The sequence below is a fragment of the Mucilaginibacter sp. genome, from assembly GCF_028288225.1.
GTDB lineage: Bacteria > Bacteroidota > Bacteroidia > Sphingobacteriales > Sphingobacteriaceae > Mucilaginibacter.
In genome coordinates this window covers 1-16672 of the sequence record NZ_JAQBOC010000019.1, presented here as the reverse complement: position 1 = coordinate 16672, position 16672 = coordinate 1, and the positions used below count along the sequence as shown (strand labels likewise).

The 16672-nt window shown below is 41.0% G+C and carries 17 protein-coding genes; 12 read left to right on the top strand and 5 right to left on the bottom strand.

What is annotated here, in order from left to right; all coding sequences use genetic code 11:
• Positions 1-230 (bottom strand): hypothetical protein (locus JWQ54_RS06205; protein ID WP_299581693.1); only part of this gene is annotated, 230 nt, incomplete at its 3' end.
• Between the two features lie 50 nt (positions 231-280).
• Between JWQ54_RS06205 and JWQ54_RS06200 the strand changes: the two genes are divergently transcribed.
• A complete protein-coding gene (locus JWQ54_RS06200; RefSeq protein ID WP_299581690.1) occupies positions 281-487 on the top strand; it encodes a hypothetical protein in 207 nt (68 codons plus the stop codon).
• A gap of 519 nt (positions 488-1006) precedes the next feature.
• On the opposite strand, the gene nadA is transcribed toward JWQ54_RS06200, so the two are convergent.
• On the bottom strand, positions 1007-1999 hold the full coding sequence (nadA, locus tag JWQ54_RS06195) for a quinolinate synthase NadA (protein ID WP_299581687.1): 993 nt from the start codon (positions 1997-1999) through the stop codon (positions 1007-1009).
• 407 nt (positions 2000-2406) lie between these two features.
• Between nadA and nadB the strand changes: the two genes are divergently transcribed.
• The 4 genes from nadB (at position 2407) to JWQ54_RS06175 (ending at position 6609) form a co-directional block, all read left to right on the top strand.
• Positions 2407-3999: an L-aspartate oxidase gene (nadB, locus tag JWQ54_RS06190; protein WP_299581684.1), complete on the top strand. Its 1593-nt coding sequence runs from the start codon at positions 2407-2409 to the stop codon at positions 3997-3999.
• A 77-nt stretch (positions 4000-4076) separates the two neighbouring features.
• Positions 4077-4832, top strand: coding sequence for a hypothetical protein (locus JWQ54_RS06185; protein ID WP_299581681.1), 756 nt, complete (start codon positions 4077-4079; stop codon positions 4830-4832).
• A 319-nt stretch (positions 4833-5151) separates the two neighbouring features.
• Positions 5152-5913 carry a slipin family protein gene (locus tag JWQ54_RS06180; RefSeq protein ID WP_299581678.1) on the top strand — a complete coding sequence of 254 codons (762 nt, stop codon included), beginning with the start codon at positions 5152-5154 and terminating at the stop codon, positions 5911-5913.
• Positions 5914-6012: 99 nt separating this feature from the next.
• Positions 6013-6609, top strand: coding sequence for a hypothetical protein (locus JWQ54_RS06175; RefSeq protein ID WP_299581675.1), 597 nt, complete (start codon positions 6013-6015; stop codon positions 6607-6609).
• On the opposite strand, the gene JWQ54_RS06170 is transcribed toward JWQ54_RS06175, so the two are convergent.
• Positions 6604-7494 (bottom strand): cyclase family protein, encoded by an 891-nt coding sequence (locus JWQ54_RS06170; protein WP_299581672.1) that lies wholly within the window; start codon positions 7492-7494, stop codon positions 6604-6606. The genes JWQ54_RS06175 and JWQ54_RS06170 overlap by 6 nt on opposite strands.
• A 21-nt stretch (positions 7495-7515) precedes the next feature.
• The gene (mfd, locus tag JWQ54_RS06165) at positions 7516-10872 is read right to left on the bottom strand and encodes a transcription-repair coupling factor (RefSeq protein ID WP_299581669.1); all 3357 of its coding nucleotides are present in this window, start codon (positions 10870-10872) and stop codon (positions 7516-7518) included.
• A gap of 207 nt (positions 10873-11079) precedes the next feature.
• Between mfd and JWQ54_RS06160 the strand changes: the two genes are divergently transcribed.
• From JWQ54_RS06160 to JWQ54_RS06145, 4 genes are all read left to right on the top strand, one after another.
• The gene (locus tag JWQ54_RS06160) at positions 11080-11487 is read left to right on the top strand and encodes a DUF4199 domain-containing protein (protein WP_299581666.1); all 408 of its coding nucleotides are present in this window, start codon (positions 11080-11082) and stop codon (positions 11485-11487) included.
• Positions 11480-11794, top strand: coding sequence for a DUF2752 domain-containing protein (locus JWQ54_RS06155; RefSeq protein ID WP_299581663.1), 315 nt, complete (start codon positions 11480-11482; stop codon positions 11792-11794). The genes JWQ54_RS06160 and JWQ54_RS06155 overlap by 8 nt, the downstream gene beginning before the upstream one ends.
• A gap of 177 nt (positions 11795-11971) precedes the next feature.
• Complete coding sequence (locus JWQ54_RS06150; RefSeq protein WP_299581660.1) at positions 11972-12334, top strand: TM2 domain-containing protein; 363 nt, start codon at positions 11972-11974, stop codon at positions 12332-12334.
• 277 nt (positions 12335-12611) lie between these two features.
• Positions 12612-13565 (top strand): nitrilase family protein, encoded by a 954-nt coding sequence (locus tag JWQ54_RS06145; protein WP_299581657.1) that lies wholly within the window; start codon positions 12612-12614, stop codon positions 13563-13565.
• A gap of 3 nt (positions 13566-13568) precedes the next feature.
• On the opposite strand, the gene JWQ54_RS06140 is transcribed toward JWQ54_RS06145, so the two are convergent.
• Entirely contained in the window at positions 13569-13766 is a 198-nt protein-coding gene (locus JWQ54_RS06140) for a DUF2683 family protein (RefSeq protein ID WP_299581654.1), read from the bottom strand.
• A 144-nt stretch (positions 13767-13910) separates the two neighbouring features.
• Here JWQ54_RS06140 and JWQ54_RS06135 point away from each other — a divergent pair, with 144 nt between their 5' ends.
• The 3 genes from JWQ54_RS06135 to JWQ54_RS06125 all read left to right on the top strand — a co-directional run bounded on the left by JWQ54_RS06135 (position 13911) and on the right by JWQ54_RS06125 (position 16392).
• A complete protein-coding gene (locus tag JWQ54_RS06135; protein ID WP_299581651.1) occupies positions 13911-15008 on the top strand; it encodes a Nif3-like dinuclear metal center hexameric protein in 1098 nt (365 codons plus the stop codon).
• The gene (locus JWQ54_RS06130; protein WP_299581648.1) at positions 15008-15751 is read left to right on the top strand and encodes a C4-type zinc ribbon domain-containing protein; all 744 of its coding nucleotides are present in this window, start codon (positions 15008-15010) and stop codon (positions 15749-15751) included. The genes JWQ54_RS06135 and JWQ54_RS06130 overlap by 1 nt, the downstream gene beginning before the upstream one ends.
• Before the next feature lie 251 nt (positions 15752-16002).
• Positions 16003-16392: a DUF2809 domain-containing protein gene (locus tag JWQ54_RS06125; RefSeq protein WP_299581645.1), complete on the top strand. Its 390-nt coding sequence runs from the start codon at positions 16003-16005 to the stop codon at positions 16390-16392.
• Positions 16393-16672: the final 280 nt, after the last annotated feature.

Here is a 16672-nt window from a genome sequence, read left to right as displayed (position 1 = left end):
ATTTGAGCAACTCCAATAAAGGTATAGTAATATCCTGTGAGATGTAAGGCATCGAAATAATGTCCTAAAGGGTTATTGGACGGCAGGCCTGCGGCGAATCGTTCACCCATGATTTTAATATAGCCTGCGGGAATAAAACTGGCTGCCAGAGCGATGCGGCAAAAAATAGCAAACCGTTTAAACCACTTGTCAGCCTTTGCCTCATAGTATAGTTCTTCAATTCTATTCATTTTTTTTACGAGGGATCATTTTACTTAGGAGGAAATGAAGAACTAATGCTATGACAGTCCAGTATAAAGCACAGGCAAGCGCCCGAATCGGGGGTGCCGGGTCCGGATCGTTGAATATTGGTGACAAGGGCCCTACCAAAATAATTTTAACAGGATATATGATTGTGGCTACGGTGCGCTTCCAGGCTATTGGTGAACCAGTTCCCGGGAACCACTCGCCGTTTATGGGACCCAACAGTAAATTAGAGATAATCTGAAATGCAAACGCCGAAACGAGGAAGAGAATAACGAATTTTGTTCTTGTAATCTTCATATACTGGGTTTTGTAATTAATAAAAGTACTTTGCATTTCAAAGTTAAACTGAGACACTACCAAATAAACTATGACCCAGCGGGTCTACCCCTTTGTAGAAAATATAATAACAAAGGTATTGCCTCGTTAGAGGCTACCGTTTGTTCGCAAGACCTTTAGACTGATGAAGGGTAGACTCTACGAGTCAAAGAAGAACGTATTTGTGCTTCTACAACGAGGTAGACCCACTGGGTCATTGGTCAAAACACGACTATTGAGAAAATAGCATGGTTTTTTATTCACATTTCCACATTGTTTTTAAAAAAATCGCGCAACCTGTCAGCTCAATATCCGCCGAAGGCGGGAAAAATTTTTGGATTTTAGGGGGTTGGGTAGTTTCATACTTCTTTTTTTAACCATGATGCGCTTGATTAAAGGATTTCATGATGCGACAGGCATCATGACAATCCTTTAATCCTAAAAATCATAATCCTAACCTTGCTGAGATCTCCAGCATTCTTTCAATTGGTTTTACTGCCTTTTCAATAATATGCTGTGGCACAGTAACTTCCGGCATTCCATTTTTTAAACACAGGTACAATTTTTCAAGTGTATTCCTTTTCATGTGCGGGCAATCATTACAGGCGCAGCTATTATTTGGCGGTGCCGGGATAAATGTTTTATCCGGGTTTTCCTTTTGCATCCGGTGAATGATCCCTGCTTCTGTCGCTACTATAAATTCTTTATCAGGATGATTGGTTGCATATTTCAGGATCCCTGTTGTTGAACCTATATAATCAGCCATTTTAAGGATAACCTCTTCACATTCAGGGTGTGCAAGCAATTTTGCTGCCGGGTGCCTTTCCTTTAGTTTGGTTATTTTTTCTCTCGAAAAGATCTCATGCACCATACAGGCGCCGTTCCATAAAACCAAATCCCTGCCTGTTTTCTTTGCCACATAAGCCCCCAAATTTTTATCCGGTCCAAATATAATTTTCTGGTCTTTCGGCAGGCTTTCAACAATCCCTATTGCATTGCTCGATGTACAAACGATATCGCTCATGGCCTTTAGCTCAGCTGTGCAGTTTACATAAGTTATAACCAGGTGGTCGGGATACTTTTCTTTAAACTTTTTAAACAAATGCGGCGGGCAGCTATCAGCCAGGGAGCAACCGGCTTTTAAGTCGGGCAATAAGACCGTTTTTGATGGGGATAATATCTTTGCTGTTTCGGCCATAAAGTGAACTCCGGCAAAAACGATAATATCGGCATCGGTTTTTGCGGCTTGTTGCGATAATCCCAAACTATCACCAATATAATCGGCAATATCCTGAATATCGGGTTCCTGGTAATAATGGGCAAGGATAACAGCATTTTTTTCCTTTTTTAATTTTTCAATCTCATCAAACAGGTCGAGGGAAGGGTCGATCTCTTCCTCTACAAAACCTTTCACATTTATTTCTTCGAAGGTATCCATTTCAACAATTCAATTAATAACAATTACTTTTTATATATAAATAAAACTATTGTTATTGGTGTGTTAGTTATGTTTAAAACTATTTTTAAAACAGGGGTGAAATATATTTTTTAATAATTTATTAACAATTAATGTGCATTATTAAGTACCTATTTAACTCATTTTTAGATTTATGTAAATAGAGAAAATTACTTTTAAACCATTTTTGTTAATACTTTATTACTTTCCAAAATGTTAGCTTTGGCACTTATAAGGCTCATAAGTAAGTTAAAAATTATTGCTTTTTGAGCTAAAAGAACGGGTTATCAACTATTCAATTACTTATTAAGTTTTTGCTTACACAAAATTAACATCTTTTACCCGGGTTATTAACATCGTAGATAAATTTACAAATAGTACATATAATTATGACCAGAACTGTTGATTTCCTGGTAGTAGGATCAGGCATTGCAGGATTAAGTTTTGCCCTTAAGGCAGCCAAACATGGTAAGGTTCTGATAGTTACAAAAAGTAACGAGGACGAATCAAACACTAAGTACGCCCAGGGCGGCGTTGCCGTGGTTGTTGATAAAAAGGAAGATTCCTTTGAAAAACATATAGAAGATACCTTAATTGCCGGCGACGGCCTTTGTGACCGGGAAGCTGTTGAAGCTGTTGTTACCGAAGGGCCCGCCAGGATAAATGAAATTATTGATTACGGAACCAATTTTGATAAGACCAAAGACGGGATCTATGACCTTGCAAAAGAGGGTGGACATTCCGAGTTCCGGGTGCTGCATTATAAAGATATTACGGGTTATGAAATTGAAAGATCATTACTGGAGCAGATCCACAATAACCCGAACATTGAAATTTTAACCCATTATTTCGCTGTTGACCTGATCACACAGCATCACCAGGGTGTTTTTGTTGATAAATCGACCCCTGATATTACCTGTTACGGCATCTATGCTTTTAATAATGAAACCAAAATTGTTGAAAAGATCCTTTCAAAAATAACGGTAATGGCCTCAGGCGGTGCAGGTCATATTTATTCTATTACTACCAATCCTACTATTGCAACGGGCGACGGTATTGCGATGGTTTATCGCGCTAAAGGAAAGGTACGGAACATGGAGTTTATCCAGTTCCATCCCACTGCTTTATATAACCCTGGTGAATATCCTTCTTTTTTAGTTTCTGAGGCTGTACGTGGTTTTGGGGGGATATTAAGACGTACCAACGGGGAAGAATTTATGCAGGAATATGATGAGCGTAAGTCGTTGGCGCCAAGGGATATTGTTGCAAGAGCGATAGATGCTGAAATAAAAAAATCGGGTGAAGATTATGTTTACCTGGATATCCGTCATCGTGACAAAAAAGATATTCTGGCACATTTCCCTAATATTTATGCCAAGTGTTTGGATATTGGGATTGATATGACCAAGGATCTGATCCCGGTAGCGCCTGCCTGTCATTATATGTGTGGCGGGATTATGGTTGATCATGTTGGCAGATCATCATTAATGCGGTTATATGCTTGCGGTGAGTGTTCATCAACGGGTTTACATGGTGCTAACAGGCTGGCTTCCAATTCATTATTAGAAGCATTGGTTTTTGCACACAGAATTTATAAAGATGCTATCAGTCAGTTAGATACAATTACTATCCCTGAAAATATTCCGGACTGGGATGAAAAAGGTGTACAGCTTTCAAACGAAGATATATTGGTTACCCACAATGTGCGCGAAATGCAAAAGCTGATGAATGATTATGTAGGAATTGTAAGATCAGACTTCAGGCTTGAAAGGGCCATGCGCCGCCTAGGTTTACTGCATGAAGAGACCGAGGATTTTTACAAGAAAACCAAGCTCTCAGTAAAGCTTTGCGAGTTGCGGAATTTGATCCAGGTATCATACTTGGTTGTGAAATCGGCTATGGTGCGTAAAGAAAGCAGGGGATTACATTGGACTACTGATTATCCGGATCATGCGGATGTTATTGTGGATACTGTTTTTTAATAAATTCGGAATTCGGATGTTAGATTTCGGATTTATTTTTTTAATAAATTAATTTAAAAGTTGACAAAATAAAACTAATGTGGCCCTTTAAACGGAAAGAAACGGATAAAACTTTTGATGATGTTACTTCTCTAATATGCATTCCTACCCGGATGGAAGATAAAATAGAAATATTTTCCAAAACGGATGGTGCATTAATGGTGGTTGGAAATATATTGATGGATGTAAGAAATAAACTATCTTATGAATTTGAGATTGTTGAGCATGATAGCAGGCTAAAAGATTCTTTTAAAATCGGTGGAAAAGTTACCCGTATATCTGAGGATTTTGTTAATCAGGTAGATAAACATAATTCTGTTATATATATTTCAGGAAAAACAGGAAGTTTTAATAGTGCGCGACAGATGGCCTTTATTGCTACTGAAATTTTGAATATTGACGGGATCGGAATAAAAATAGAATCTACCGGGAAAGCTTTTGATAACGATAAATGGAATGAATTAGTTAAGAAATGGGACGACGCGGCGTTGTATGAGATGTTTGTAGTAGACTCGCTGATGATGAACGATGGTACAACTTATTCCTGCGGAATGCACAATATAGGATTGAGGGATACCATTATTTCAAACCTTGAATTTGAAGAGGCTCAACGGGTTGTAAGGATTTTTAACTATTACCAGGTTATTGATAAACCTGTTATAAGGCCAAATCAAACTTTTCAAACGGATATTAATTCTCCATTTTATAGAATAACAGATGAATTGAATCAACCATATAAAGGGGATGAGCTTTTTGGAAATCCCTTAGGAATGTGGAGGCTTACTAAGCAATAAGATGTGGAGGGAAAAAGATAGGAATCCGTGGTTATTTATTTATTAGCCAGAATTCGCAGATTTAAAAATTACAGGATTATTGACAGGTGATAGCCTTAAAGTATGAAAATAATAGAGTTAGCTTTCTTATGGATATGCAAATTGATAATCAGCGGATTTGTGAATTTTTAACCTCAAAAATATTACACTAAACATTTCACTATCATCGGGAATGTATCTACATTTACTTAACGATCGCATACCGGTGGTACTTTCCCCGATGTCAATATTCTCCCGGAATTAACAAGGCAGGCGACGTTTCACAAATTAACCAAAAACCATGTATTTACTTATTCCAGCTTTTATCGCCCTTGTTTTAATAGCAATGGCTGTCCGCATTGCGCAGGAGTACCAGCGCGCCGTTGTTTTTCGTTTAGGCCGTTTTCATAAAACCAAAGGGCCCGGACTTTATTTCATCATCCCTTTTATCGACAGACAGGTAACTGTTGATATCCGGACCAACACTGTTGATCTTGAGCAGCAGGAAACCATCACAAAGGACAGTGTTACCATAAAGGTTAATGCAGTGCTCTGGTTCAAGGTAACCAACCCCGAAGATGCTATTATTAAAGTAGCCAGCTATCAACGCGCCGTTTACCAGTTTTCAGTAACCGCGCTGCGTAATATTATCGGGCAGCACCATTTGGATGAGGTATTGCGCGAACGCGAGGCGATCAACAAAACCCTCCAGAAAATTGTTGATGCCGCAACCGAAAACTGGGGAATTAAAATTGAAATGGTGGAAATGAAGGATGTGGAGATCCCGGAATCCATGCAGCGGGCAATGGCCCGTGAAGCCGAGGCTATCCGCGAAAAACGCGCCCGCATCATTAAAGCCGAAGCTGAGCTGGAAGCATCTATAAAACTAACCCAGGGCGCCAAACAAATGGAAGGCAGTCCTATAGCGCTTGAGTTAAGGCGCATGCAAATGCTTTCCGAAATTGGGATTGATAATAATACCACCACCATTGTTTTAGTGCCGTCTGATTTTACCAATGCCGCAAGGAGCTTTACGGAAATGGTGGATAAGCAGAAGGAGTAATAAAGGATTTCAAGGGCAGACTTACGAAGCTTTCAAAACTTCGTAAGTCTTAAAATAAACCTATGATATGTTCAGAGAAATTTAAATTTTACAATAAGGATGCTTAAACGATTATTCTTCACGTTTGTCATATTTACTTTCGCTTTATCCGTAAAAGCGCAGCTGCCTGTAATTAAGTCAAACGCTTCTGAAAAGGATAAGTCGCTCATTTATAAAAACCTTCGTAACCAATATGATTTTATAATAGCATATACCGCCGAAAGCTATTGGTGGAGTAATAAAGCCAATTATAATATTTTGGCTTTAAAAAATGGACTTTGGCTAAAGGGGCATCTGTATTCACAAAAACGAAAAAACGATACCTGGCGAAAACCCATAGTGATATTAAAAGAGGTTGATCCCGATTCGGCAAGTTATATCATAAAACACCTTGATAGCGCGGGCTTTTACCAATTAAACAGGGATTCTTTAAACATCAGCGAAAGAAGAATTAACGAAAGAACGGTACAACGAATTTCGATTAGCGATGGCGTAAACTGTAGGTTTGAGATTCTTTCAAAAAACGATTTCTTAATAATAGAATCATATGCGCCGGAATTTTTCATTGAAAAAATGCCGGAAATAAAGTCAAGAGGTTTTTTTATAAAGTACAGGGATTGGTTTTTGTTAAAGTATAAGGCGCTTTCCGAGTTATAGAAAGCCCTTCAAATTAGCATACGCCCTTACAGGAAATGTCCCTGCTCCTTCAATTTTTGGCGGCACAGCACTGAACTTATATCCACTTTCGGGTAACAGGTCGAGGTTACATAAGTGTTCAACTATTAATATTTCTGCACCGAGTAAGGTGGTATGAACCGGCCTGGTTTTACCCGTGGTATTATCAATGTTATGGCTGTCAATTCCTACCAGTTTAACGCCGCATTCTTTTAAATATATTGCAGCTTCTTCAGTAAGATATGGGTGGCCCTCAAAATAATCAGGCGTGTTCCAATGTTTTGCCCAGCCGGTATAAACCAGTACAGCTTTATTCCGGATCTCTTTGCCAGTAAAATATTCTTTGCCTATTGCTGTAGTTCCAGTTGCGTTAATGGTGATGGCATCCAGTTCGGCACATTGTTCCAATGTAATTTGAGAAAGGTCCTTACCATGCTCAAACCTGTGAAAAGGGCAATCGAGATAGGTGCCCGTATTGGTAACCATCTCAATTTTACCTATCTGGAATGTTGTTCCTTCTTCATAAAATTCTTTCGATTTTTCACGGCTCAGGTAATCGCATATCACCGGGGCTGGCAGGCCTTTGTAGGTAACCAAACCATCAAAAACAGTATGACTTAAATCAACAAGCTGTTCATCAACGGCAGTAGCTATTGTGGCTCGCTTATGCTTTTCTTCTATGTAATATTTGTTAAGGATCTTCACTTCGCCAACCATTAATAATTGCATATCCTGCACAATATAGTCGGCTAATTCCTTATCACTAATATTTTCACCGTCAATATCCAGCCGGAAATCCTGCCCCTGGATGCCGCCGCCATTGGTAAAGGCTATGTCAAAATCAAAAACAACTCTTTTATCAGGCATGTTTTTTATTAAATAGAAAGGTTAATTTACTGCTATAGGCTCCCCAATATCACTCAACAAAATAACCGCCTGGTCAATGCTATGCACACCTTCAATACTTAACCTCAGTGTGTTTTTAACCTCTTTTAAATTGGTGCGGCGTGGGTTGGCCTGTACAAAGTTTAATACCTGCCTGAATGCGTCTGTTTCAAAGTAGGGGGATTGCTGGTTGGTAAGGAAATAGCCGCGCAGCACATTTTTTTTTAGCGAGATCTTTTCAAAACCTATCGCTTTGCCCAGCCATTGCAGGCGCATGGTGTTCAGCAGGTCGTTTACCTGTGGCGGGATTGGGCCAAACCTGTCATGTAGTTGCTGCTGGAAGGCCTGCAGCGTTGTCTCATTCTCCAGCTTGGAAAGTTCAGTGTATAAATTATAGCGTTCGGCTATGCTGGTAACATATTCATCAGGAATCAGGATCTCCTGGTCGGTATCTATCTGGGTAAAGGAGATGAAAGGCCTTGGCTTATCATCAGGGAACACCCCTTTAAATTCATCTTCTTTTAGCTCCTGGATGGCCTCGTCCAATATCTTGTGATACATCTCGAAACCTATCTCTGCAATAAAGCCGCTTTGCTCGGCGCCAAGCAGGTTCCCGCTGCCGCGGATGTCAAGATCGCGCATGGCAACGTTAAAGCCGCTGCCCAGGTCGCTGAACTCTTCTATGGCGCTCAGTCGCTTGCGTGCCTCGCTGGTAAGTGTCGACAGCGGCGGGCTCAGCAAATAACAATAAGCCTTTTTATTACTCCGCCCTACACGACCGCGCATCTGGTGCAGATCGCTCAAACCAAACATGTGGGCATAATTGATAATGATGGTATTGGCGTTAGGAATATCCAAACCAGCCTCAATAATAGTTGTGGCTACCAGCACATCGTACTCATGGTTCACAAATTTCAGCATCACGTCTTCCAGTGCATCGCCTTCCAGTTGCCCGTGTGCTATGCCTATCCGCGCTTTTGGCACCAGTTTATGGATCATGCCGCCAAGCTGTGGCAGGTCGGCAACCCGGTTATGGATAAAGAAGATCTGTCCGCCGCGATCAATCTCATGCTCAACAGCTTCCTTTATCAGCGTATCATTAAACACATGCAGCTCGGTAACCACCGGTTGCCGGTTTGGCGGCGGGGTTGAGATAATAGAAAGATCCCGTGCGCCCATTAGCGAAAAATGCAGGGTACGCGGAATCGGGGTAGCCGTTAACGTAAGTGTATCCACATTGGCGCGCATTTGTTTCAGCTTCTCTTTGGTTGATACGCCGAATTTTTGCTCCTCGTCAATGATCATCAGTCCCAGGTCTTTAAACTTTACATCTTTGCTTACCAGGCGATGGGTGCCGATGATGATATCAACCTTGCCCTCTTTAAGTTTTTCTAATGTTTCTTTGATCTGCCTGCTGCTTTTAAAGCGGTTTACATAATCAATATTGGCTGGGAAGCCTTTCAGCCTGTCGGAGAATGTTTTATAATGCTGCGCCGCTAAAATAGTTGTAGGCACCAGGATTGCAACCTGTTTGCTATCGGCGACAGCTTTAAATGCGGCACGGATGGCCACCTCGGTTTTACCAAAACCCACATCACCGCAAATCAGGCGGTCCATTGGGTGCGGCGATTCCATGTCTTTTTTAAAGTCGCTGGTCGCTTTTTCCTGGTCGGGGGTATCCTCGTAAATAAAGGAAGCTTCCAGTTCCGTTTGCAAATAGCTATCCGGCGAGAAAGCGTTACCCACCTGCGTCTTCCTGATAGCATAAAGCTTGATCAGGTCGCGGGCAATGTCTTTAACTTTTTTTTTTGTTGTTTTCTTCAGCCTTTCCCAGGTATCGGTACCAAGCTTGTTCATGCGCGGAACAGTACCTTCCTTGCCGCTATATTTACTGATGCGGTTTAGCGAGTTGATGTTCACATACAGCAAATCGTTATCAGCATAAACCAGGCGGATCATTTCCTGCATTTTGCCGTTCACCTCAACCTTTTCAAGGCCGGCGTATTTGCCTATGCCATGATCGATATGGGTTACATAATCACCTGATTTTAGCTCACGTAATTCCTTTAAGGTGATGGCCTGCGAACGCTGGTAACCTTTTTTAAGCTTATATTTATAATAACGGTCAAAGATCTGGTGATCAGTATAACAGGCCAGGTGCTGTTCCCTGTCAACAAATCCTTCGCGGATGGAAATGCTTATCGGTGTAAACTTTACGGTTTTATCCAGGTCATCCAATATGGCATAAAGCCGTTCAACCTGACGGGCAGAATCAGTAAGGATAAAATTTTCTATTTTCTCCGCCTCGTTAGCTTTAAAATTATGGATGAGCAGAGTAAAGTCTTTGTTGAACGATGGCTGCGGCCGCATCTCAAAATTAACCGTCAGATTAGGCTGGTAAAAAAACTGTTTACCGAATTCAATCAGCGGGAAATCATGCAGCTGGTCGGCTATCAGCTTCTCATCGGTAAAACTAAATTTAGGGTCTATCCAATCAGGGTTCTTATTTTTTTCATCGGCAGATAACGCCTTCCAAAAAGCAGTCGCTTTTTTATAGCCACTTTGAATAATATCAAGCGTAAACTGTACATCCTTAATCCAAACCTGCGTATCAGGCTCAACATATTCCAGCAGTGAAATATTGCTTTCCGTTAAAAACTTCGATTGCACATTGGGCACAATGGTAATGCTTTTAACCTGCTCAACCGAAAGCTGGCTCTCAATCTCAAATGTGCGGATTGATTCTATCAGGTCGCCAAAAAACTCAACCCTGTAAGGCAGTTCGTGCGAGAAGGAAAAAATATCAACAATGCCGCCGCGGATAGAGAATTGCCCTGGCTCATAAACAAAATCAACCCGGTCAAAATCATACTCCACCAGGAATTCATTTATAAAATCAATTCCCAGCTTATTATTTACAGAAATTTCAAGCGTATTTTTTTCGAGGGATGCCCGGTCAATCACCTTTTCGGCAAGGGCCTCGGGATAGGTAACAATCAGTTGCCCAAACGCTGATGAGTGGTTAAGCTCGTTCAATACTTCGGCACGCGCCAAAACATTGCTGCTATCGGGCTGTGTAAATTCAAAAGGTTTGCGGTATGACGAGGGGAAAAGTAAAACCTCTTTGCCGGTAAGGCTTTCAAGGTCGGCCTGGAAATAGCCTGCTTCTTCGCGCTCGGGCAGCACAAATATCATGTGCTTATGCTGCAAAAAATACAAAGCTACCGCAATGGCCGCATCACTCGATCCGACTAAACCTCGCAACTGAACTCTTGGGTTTTTTGAAGCGTTAAGCGCTTGTGCCAATGCTGTTACCCGTTCATCAGTCTTATATCTTTCTAAAATATCACGGATGTTCAAACTGCTGCAAATATATGCAAAAAAGCTTTTTTAATGTACCCCCGACAAAACATGCAAAATTATCGCAAACAATATTGCGGTATAATTACTTTAATTAGTAAATTTATGTATGAATTTGAGGGTAGAGGTCAGAGACCGGAGATTAGGTAACTAACCTCTGATCTCCGGTCTCTGACCTCTCCAACTAAGCAACCAAAACCCATAAGTATGAAGAATGCAATTATTTCCGGCCTCTTTATCGGTATTTTAAGCGCGGCCTGGATGTTTACAATGCACGCAATGGGCTTCTCGCCCCAAACCAGCGGACCAGAGCCAATTGAATATGTATCTGTGCTTATTCCCTTAATAGTTTTATATTTTGGCGTACGCAGTTACCGTACCACAGTTTGCCATGGCCACATGGGTTTTTTAGAAGCCCTTATGCAGTGCTTTAAAATATTAATTATTGGCGGTATAATAACTGTTGCTGCAGCTATAATTTTTATTGACGAATTTTCTAAAGAAACCAGCCTGATGAATTTTTCGGGAAGAATTTTTGGTGCTTTACTGGTAGGCATCCTGTTTTCATTAGGCATTTCGGTATTGTTAACCACAAAACCCAATAAGGTTGATTAAAACAATATTTGCCAAATACTTTGAACTTGCTTTTTGGATAGCGGGGCTGGTATCATTGGCTATCACTGATCCAACCAATCAATCGCATTTTTCGTTATGCCCGTTAAAAATGCTGGGCATAACGTGGTGTCCCGGCTGCGGTTTGGGGCATTCCATTTCTTTTTTATTTCATGGCGATCTTAAAAGCTCCCTGCACGCACACTGGCTGGGCATCCCTGCTTTGATAGCTATTTTATATCGTATTTATGTTTTGGGGAGGATGAGGTTGTTTCCCGTATTCCCGGGTCAAACATCTTCGGCAAAGTAATATTATAAGCAAAACGTTAACTAAGGCTGTTTTATAAAGATATAGAAGACACTTTTCACCGCCATAATCCCCTGTTTTGCCGACAACTTTAAATAATCAGCCAACTTTGCATTGCCAAAAATTTTGTTCTAACTTAGTTTTACATCACAATCAAAAATCACTAAAAAAATTAAGACAATGGACACGTATCAAAACCCTTATATGGCCCTTCCGGGAATAACACCAGAGGAAATGAATTTCTTGCAACAAGGCACTGCCGACCTTACCGAGAACCAGAAAAAATATTTCTATATGGTTTATTCCAGCAAAAGGAAAACCGAGCAGGAAATTTTAATTTTTACAATTATTGGCCTTTTTGGAATTGCCGGGATACAGCGATTTGTAATGGGTGAAATTGTAATGGGTATTTTATATTTTCTAACAGTTGGTTTTTGCTGGATAGGGACTATTGTTGATTTGATTAACCATAAAACCCTCGCCAACGACTATAACAGAAAAATGGCCTACGAAAGCTTCCAGATGGCGAAGATGAGCAGCTAGTGTTAAGTCAATCGCTTAGTCTTGAGTCGAAAGTCTTGAGTTCTAAGTCAGAAAAGACAAAATTTGACTTAAGACTTGCGACTTAAGACTGCTGACTCAACATTAATAGATTTATTCCATATAAAGATTAAAGCCGAGGTAAGAATTGGCGCGATAGAAAAATATCAAAGCGCCAAAGAAAATATTACCTGTCGTTTTAATCTTTTTTTGTGGATTTTGGCGTTTAGCATATCAGCAGGGATCTACCAATTACAACATCTAACGCTTACATTTACCTATGCAAAATTTAAAGATGGCGACCGCGCAGTTCGAAAACAGCAGCGGCGATAAGGAACATAATCTTTCAATAATCAGGCAGCTTTCGGCCCGTGCGTCGGCACAGGGCGCCGATGTAATTGCTTTTCACGAATGCTCGATAACCGGGTACAGCTTTGCCCGGCATCTCAGTAAAGCGCAAATGCTTGCCCTGGCTGAGTTTATTCCCGGTGGATCAAGCATAAAAAAACTTACTGCTTTTGCGCAGGAGCTAAACATCACCATTTTAGCGGGCTTGTTTGAAAAAGACGAGGATGATAAGCTATATAAGGCTTACGTTTGTGTTGATAAGAATGGACTGGTAGCCAAATACCGCAAGCTGCACCCATTCATCAACCCGCACCTTACACCCGGTAATCAGTATGTTATTTTTGATCTTTACGGATGGAAATGCAGCATACTGATCTGTTATGATAATAATATAATTGAAAACGTGCGGGCGGTAAAGCTGCTTGGCGCTGATATTGTTTTTATGCCGCATGTTACCATGTGCACGCCATCAACCCGGCCGGGAGCAGGTTTTGTTGATGTTGAGCTCTGGAAAAACCGCGAAGCTGAGCCAACGCTTTTGCGCCAGGAGTTTGACGGACTAAAAGGGCGCGCCTGGCTAATGAAATGGCTGCCTGCCCGTGCTTATGACAATGCCATATATGCTATTTTTTCAAACCCTATCGGGATGGATGACGACCAGGTAAAAAACGGCTGCTCAATGATAATTGATCCCTTTGGTGATATTATTGCCGAATGCCGCAGCTTTGATAATGAAATTGCCATGGCTTTGCTTGTGCCGCAAAAGTTAACCGATGCAGGTGGTTACCGCTATATAAAGGCCCGCCGGCCTGAGCTTTATGGTGATATTATTGCACAGCCTCATCAATCGGAACAAAAGGTGGTTTGGATGAAGGAGAGGGAGTAGAGATTATTTCCAAAGATCTTCCGTTTTAATAGCCTTAAATTTTCCGGCTTCAAAATCATCTTCACTTCGTTTTATTTTTTCTACAAATTCAGAATTATACGGCGACTTTTCTTCTTCGGAGCTTATTTTAAGTGCCTTCATAAAAGCTTTTAGGGCTACTAACTGTTCCTTATTCTCCGGATGTGCAATTAACGTTCCCATGTTCAAATTTACAATTTTATTTTTTCAATCTTAAGTATGATTATTAATGTACACGGATGAGTTAGTTCAAATCAATTCGTGCACATTCTTGTTCATAAATTGAATTCGTGAAATTCGAATCAATTCGTGAAATTCGTGTTAATTATGAAATTATCCCAACTCACCACCTACCTCGAAAGCCTTGCTCCGCTTGCTTACCAGGAGGATTATGATAATGCCGGCCTGATAGTTGGCCAGCCGGAACAGGAGATCTCCCGGGCGCTTATCTCGCTTGATTGCACCGAAGCCATAGTTGATGAGGCCATTGCCACCAATTGCCAGGTGATAGTTTCGCACCATCCCATTGTTTTCCGCGGATTAAAAAAGTTTAACGGCAAAACCTATGTGGAGCGCGTGGTTGAAAAGGCCATCCGCAATAACATTGCTATTTATGCCATTCATACCAACCTGGATAATATTATGGAAGGGGTTAATGCAAAAATTTGCCAAACGCTTGGGATTAAAAATTGCCGCATCCTGGCGCCTAAACATAGTTTATTAAAAAAACTGGTTACCTACGTTCCGCAAAGTCATGCTGATGAGGTGCGGAACGCCTTGTTTAATGCCGGAGCGGGCAACATTGGCAACTACAGTGAAACCAGCTTTAACACCGATGGAACCGGGACCTTTAAAGGGAATGATAATGCTAACCCTTACGTTGGCGAGCCAGGCAAACGCCACCAAGAGAACGAGGTGCGAATTGAAACCATTTACCCCACCATATTGGAAAGTAAGATCCTGATGGCGCTTGTTTTAGCGCATCCGTATGAAGAGGTGGCTTATGACCTGTATAATTTATCTAATCAAAGTCAACAGGTAGGGTCGGGCATGATAGGCGAGCTGGATTATCCGCTTGATGAGGAAGCTTTTTTATATCACGTAAAAGAAAAAATGCATTGCCATGTAATAAGGCATACTACGCATACCGGTAAGCATGTCAAAAAAGTAGCGGTATGCGGCGGCGCCGGTGGCTTTTTATTAAAGCAGGCCATAGCCGCCGGGGCCGATGTTTTTATTACTGCTGATTACAAATATCACGAATTTTTTGATGCCGATGGAAAGATCCTGATCGCCGACATCGGACATTTTGAAAGTGAGCAATTTACGCAGCAATTATTGTATGAAATTATTACAAAAAAATTTACTAACTTTGCCGTCCGTTTAACAGAAGTAAATACAAACCCCGTCAAATATTTTATTTAATGGAACAAACCGTAGAACAAAAGCTTAAAGCTTTATACGAACTACAAACCATCCACACCAAAATTGATAAAATTCGCCAGGTTAGAGGTGAATTACCTATGGAGGTTGCTGACCTTGAAGATGATGTTGCAGGTCTTGAAACCCGTATACAGAAAATAAAGGCCGAGCTGGATGATTTGGAAGATGATATTGTTACCCGCAAAAACCTGATAAAGGATGCGCAGGCAAACACTAAAAAATACGAAGCACAGCTTAACGAGGTTAAAAATAACCGTGAGTATGATGCAATTTCAAAAGAAATTGAGATCCAGGGCTTAGACATACAGGTAAGTGAAAAAAAGATCAGGGAATTTGGGTTCGAAATAGCCTCAAAAACCGCGATCTACGAAAAAGCACTGGCCGACCTTGAAGCACGCAAGAGCGATCTTGATGCTAAAAAAGACGAATTAGGCACCATTACTGCCGAAACGCAGAAAGAGGAAAACGAGTTAACAACTCTTGCTAATAAAGCTACCGTAAACATTGAAGAGCGTTTATTAATTGCTTATAACCGCCTGCGCCAGAATGCAAAAAATGGCCTTGCAGTTGTAACCATTCAGCGCGACTCATGCTCAGGTTGTTTTAACCAGATCCCGCCTCAGCGCCAGTCGGACATCCGCCAGCGTAAAAAGATCATCGTTTGCGAACATTGCGGACGAATCCTGGTTGATGAGCAAATGGCTTTGGAAGCAGAGACTGTTTAGCCCCCGGCCCCTGAAGGGGAGAGGATATGATATAAGAAAGGTGCTCATAATTGAGTGCCTTTTTTTATTGCCTTTGTCATTGTGCAGGGCAATTGCGCACCGAACACAACCGTTAGTACACGTTCTACACCTTTCCGGTCGCTCTGTATAGCATGCGATTGCTTCGTGCCTTTACAGCAATGACAATCGTTAATAAGGAATCGGGATTTACAGCGTTTTAAAACTAAATCTTACTTTTGGAAAACGTCACAATGCGAAGATCCCGCCTAACTTATTTCTTCCTCATCATTACAACCATTCTCGTCGGTCTTTTATCCCGCCACATCGAAGGCGTTCCAATGTTTGTCGGGGATATTTTATGGGGTTTGATGGTTTATTTTATAGTACGGTTCCTGTTCATCGGCAAAAGCATAAAATGGGTTACGATAGTAAGCCTGTTATTTTGCTACAGCATTGAGTTCAGCCAGCTTTACCAGGCGCCATGGATTAATAGCATCAGGCACACAGTAGTTGGCGGTCTAATATTAGGCGAAACTTTTTTTTGGGGCGATATGGTTTTCTACACCATTGGGATTAGTGCGGGAATATTGATTAATGTGCTGTTAAATAAACGCCCGGCAAATCGATCAGGGATATCATAACTTCAACGGATTGCAATCCTTTATTACACAAATAAAGAAAGGTACAATTCAAATTGTCGCCAATAGTTATAACTCAATCGTTAACCATCTCCTTAAATTATTGAACCCTCGCAGAAATTTGGCTAAAGCCCTGTTTTGATCGCCCATTATCCGTTGGCTAAAGTGGCTGTTGCACGACTACATGCCTAACAAACAATAAATTTGTTTAATATACTGATTATTAGTATATTGTGTCATGCAAGGAAAGAAAAACTATCAGGAGAAGCTTTTTATTAGCTTC

Bases quoted from the DNA above. Each gene is read 5' to 3' on its own strand.
- JWQ54_RS06200 (WP_299581690.1), top strand. From the start codon at position 281: ATGACAGTCCAGTATAAAGCACAGGCAAGCGCCCGAATCGGGGGTGCC.
- nadA (WP_299581687.1), bottom strand. From the start codon at position 1,999: ATGGATACCTTCGAAGAAATAAATGTGAAAGGTTTTGTAGAGGAAGAG.
- nadB (WP_299581684.1), top strand. From the start codon at position 2,407: ATGACCAGAACTGTTGATTTCCTGGTAGTAGGATCAGGCATTGCAGGA.
- JWQ54_RS06185 (WP_299581681.1), top strand. From the start codon at position 4,077: ATGTGGCCCTTTAAACGGAAAGAAACGGATAAAACTTTTGATGATGTT.
- JWQ54_RS06180 (WP_299581678.1), top strand. From the start codon at position 5,152: ATGTATTTACTTATTCCAGCTTTTATCGCCCTTGTTTTAATAGCAATG.
- JWQ54_RS06175 (WP_299581675.1), top strand. From the start codon at position 6,013: ATGCTTAAACGATTATTCTTCACGTTTGTCATATTTACTTTCGCTTTA.
- JWQ54_RS06170 (WP_299581672.1), bottom strand. From the start codon at position 7,494: ATGCCTGATAAAAGAGTTGTTTTTGATTTTGACATAGCCTTTACCAAT.
- JWQ54_RS06160 (WP_299581666.1), top strand. From the start codon at position 11,080: ATGAAGAATGCAATTATTTCCGGCCTCTTTATCGGTATTTTAAGCGCG.
- JWQ54_RS06150 (WP_299581660.1), top strand. From the start codon at position 11,972: ATGGACACGTATCAAAACCCTTATATGGCCCTTCCGGGAATAACACCA.
- JWQ54_RS06145 (WP_299581657.1), top strand. From the start codon at position 12,612: ATGCAAAATTTAAAGATGGCGACCGCGCAGTTCGAAAACAGCAGCGGC.
- JWQ54_RS06140 (WP_299581654.1), bottom strand. From the start codon at position 13,766: ATGGGAACGTTAATTGCACATCCGGAGAATAAGGAACAGTTAGTAGCC.
- JWQ54_RS06135 (WP_299581651.1), top strand. From the start codon at position 13,911: ATGAAATTATCCCAACTCACCACCTACCTCGAAAGCCTTGCTCCGCTT.
- JWQ54_RS06130 (WP_299581648.1), top strand. From the start codon at position 15,008: ATGGAACAAACCGTAGAACAAAAGCTTAAAGCTTTATACGAACTACAA.
- JWQ54_RS06125 (WP_299581645.1), top strand. From the start codon at position 16,003: ATGCGAAGATCCCGCCTAACTTATTTCTTCCTCATCATTACAACCATT.